The sequence below is a fragment of the Leptolyngbya sp. GGD genome, from assembly GCF_026735145.1.
In the GTDB taxonomy this organism is placed as follows: Bacteria; Cyanobacteriota; Cyanobacteriia; order Leptolyngbyales; family Leptolyngbyaceae; genus Leptolyngbya; species Leptolyngbya boryana.
In genome coordinates, this window is the sequence record NZ_JAPQKE010000021.1 from 1 (window position 1) to 3205 (window position 3205).

General features: G+C 51.0%; 2 rRNA genes. Both read left to right on the forward strand.

The features are described from left to right. Positions 1 to 88 precede the first annotated feature (88 nt). Positions 89 to 2972, forward strand: a 23S ribosomal RNA gene (locus OU814_RS31190). A 114-nt stretch (positions 2973 to 3086) separates the two neighbouring features. Next, positions 3087 to 3203 (forward strand): 5S ribosomal RNA (gene rrf, locus OU814_RS31195). The last annotated feature ends 2 nt before the right edge of the window (positions 3204 to 3205 follow it).

Sequence of the window (3205 nt, forward strand, 5' to 3'; positions counted from 1 at the left end):
AAGAACCAAGAAAACTGCATAGTAATGATGTCAGGTAGAGATACACAGACACCAATGTAAAGGACTAAAACTGATTGAAATAATTAGTGGTCAAGCTACAAAGGGCAGATGGTGGATACCTAGGCACACAGAGGCGATGAAGGACGTGACGACCGACGATATGCTTCGGGGAGCTGGAAGTAAGCATTGATCCGAAGATTTCCGAATAGGGCAACCTTTAACATGACTACCTGAATCCATAGGGTAGAGCAAGCTAACCCAGCGAATTGAAACATCTTAGTAGCTGGAGGAAGAGAAAGCAAACGCGATTTCCGTAGTAGCGGCGAGCGAACTGGAAACAGCCTAAACCAGGTGATTTATCATCTGGGGTTGTGGGACAGCAACGTGTATCAGAGCGGTTAAACGAAGTAGTGAGAAGCTACACCAGAGAAGGTGAAAGTCCTGTAGTTGAAAACTTAACTGAGCTAGCTGTATCCCGAGTAGCATGGAGCACGTGAAATTCCGTGTGAATCATCGAGGACCACCTCGAAAGGCTAAATACTCCTGTGTGACCGATAGAGAACTAGTACCGCGAGGGAACGGTGAAAAGAACCCCGGGAGGGGAGTGAAATAGAACATGAAACCATCTGCTTACAAGCAATGGGAGGACGATTGAACGTCTGACCGTGTGCCTGTTGAAGAATGAGCCGGCGACTTATAGGTACAGGTAGATTAAGGCGGAGATGCCGAAGTCAAAGGGAAACCGAGTCTGAATAGGGCGCGATATCTGTATTTATAGACCCGAACCCCGGTGATCTAACCATGTCCAGGATGAAGCTTGGGTAACACCAAGTGGAGGTCCGAACCGACTGATGTTGAAAAATCAGCGGATGAGGTGTGGTTAGGGGTGAAATGCCAATCGAACCGGGAGCTAGCTGGTTCTCCCCGAAATGTGTTGAGGCGCAGCGGTAATTGTTTAAGTCTGGGGGTAAAGCACTGATTCGGTGCGGGCTGGGAGACCGGTACCAAATCGAGTCAAACTCTGAATACCAGATGAATAGATTGCCAGTGAGACGGTGGGGGATAAGCTTCATCGTCAAGAGGGAAACAGCCCAGACCATCAGCTAAGGTCCCAAAATAACACCTCAGTGATAAAGGAGGTGGGAATGCAGAGACAACCAGGAGGTTTGCCTAGAAGCAGCCATCCTTAAAAGAGTGCGTAATAGCTCACTGGTCAAGCGTTCCTGCGCCGAAAATGAACGGGGCTAAGGTGTTTACCGAAGCTATGGACTTGCATTTATGTGAGTGGTAGGGGAGCGTTCTGTTGTAGTGAGAAGCATCAGCGGCAAGCAGGTGTGGACGAAGCAGAAGTGAGAATGTCGGCTTGAGTAGCGCAAACATTGGTGAGAATCCAATGCCCTGAAATCCTAAGGGTTCCTCCGGAAGGCTCGTCCGCGGAGGGTGAGTCGGGGCCTAAGGCGAGGTCAAAAGACGTAGTCGATGGACAACTGGTGAAGATTCCAGTACTCAATTTGGATTGTGACGGGGGACGGAGAAGGCTAACACAGCCCCATGTTGGTTAGGGGTTCAAGCATTCGAGGTGATGAGAGTCGGCGGAAACGACTTGAGCTGAGGTGTGAGTACGAGAGTCTACGGACTCGAAGTGTGTGATGTCAGGCTTCCAAGAAAATCCCGGATCACGATAATTCAAATTACCCGTACCCGAAACCGACACAGGTAGGATGGTTGAGAAAACTAAAGGGCGCGAGATAACTCTCTCTAAGGAACTCGGCAAAATGACCCCGTAACTTCGGGAGAAGGGGTGCCACCGAGAGGTGGTCGCAGTGAAGAGGCCCAAGCGACTGTTTACCAAAAACACAGGTCTCCGCTAAGTTGCAAAACGATGTATGGGGGCTGACGCCTGCCCAGTGCCGGAAGGTTAAAGAAGTTGGTCAGGGATTCGTCCTGAAGCTAGCGACTGAAGCCCCGGTGAACGGCGGCCGTAACTATAACGGTCCTAAGGTAGCGAAATTCCTTGTCGGGTAAGTTCCGACCCGCACGAAAGGCGTAACGATTTGGGCGCTGTCTCGGAGAGAGGCTCGGCGAAATAGGATTGTCTGTGAAGATACGGACTACCTGCACCTGGACAGAAAGACCCTATGAAGCTTTACTGTAGCCTGGAATTGGGTTCGGGCTTTAACTGCGCAGGATAGGTGGGAGGCTATGATTCAATCCTTGTGGGGATTGAGGAGCCAACGGTGAGATACCACTCTGTTAAGGCTAGAATTCTAACCTTCGCCCGTAATCCGGGGAGGGAACAGTTTCAGGTGGGCAGTTTGACTGGGGCGGTCGCCTCCTAAATGGTAACGGAGGCGCGCAAAGGTTCTCTCAGGCTGGTTGGAAATCAGCCGTAGAGTGTAAAAGCACAAGAGAGCTTGACTGTGAGACGAACATGTCGAGCAGGGACGAAAGTCGGCTTTAGTGATCCGACGGCGCTGCGTGGAAAGGCCGTCGCTAAACGGATAAAAGTTACTCTAGGGATAACAGGCTGATCTCCCCCAAGAGTTCACATCGACGGGGAGGTTTGGCACCTCGATGTCGGCTCATCGCAACCTGGGGCGGTAGTACGTCCCAAGGGTTGGGCTGTTCGCCCATTAAAGCGGTACGTGAGCTGGGTTCAGAACGTCGTGAGACAGTTCGGTCCATATCCGGTGCAGGCGCAAGAGTATTGAGAGGAGTCTTCCTTAGTACGAGAGGACCGGGAAGAACGCACCGCTGGTGTACCAGTTATCGTGCCAACGGTAAACGCTGGGTAGCCAAGTGCGGAGTGGATAACCGCTGAAAGCATCTAAGTGGGAAGCCCACCTCAAGATGAGTACTCTCATGGTGTTAAACCAGTAAGGTCACGCGGAGAACACGCGTTGATAGGCTCTAGGTGGAAGTGCAGTAATGTATGCAGCCGAGGAGTACTAATAGACCGAGGGCTTGACCTCTTGAATCAGATTGAATCTAAGCCTTGGTGTTTGAGATTTCTACATTCAAAACTGACATCAAAAACTATGCAGCCTTCTGGGTTCTGGTGAATTTGAGCCAGACTCAACGAGTTTCCTGGTGGTGATGGCGATGTGGACCCACACTCATCCATCCCGAACTGAGTGGTGAAACGCATTTGCGGCGACGATAGTTGGAGGGTAGCCTCCTGTCAAAATAGCTAACCGCCAGGGTG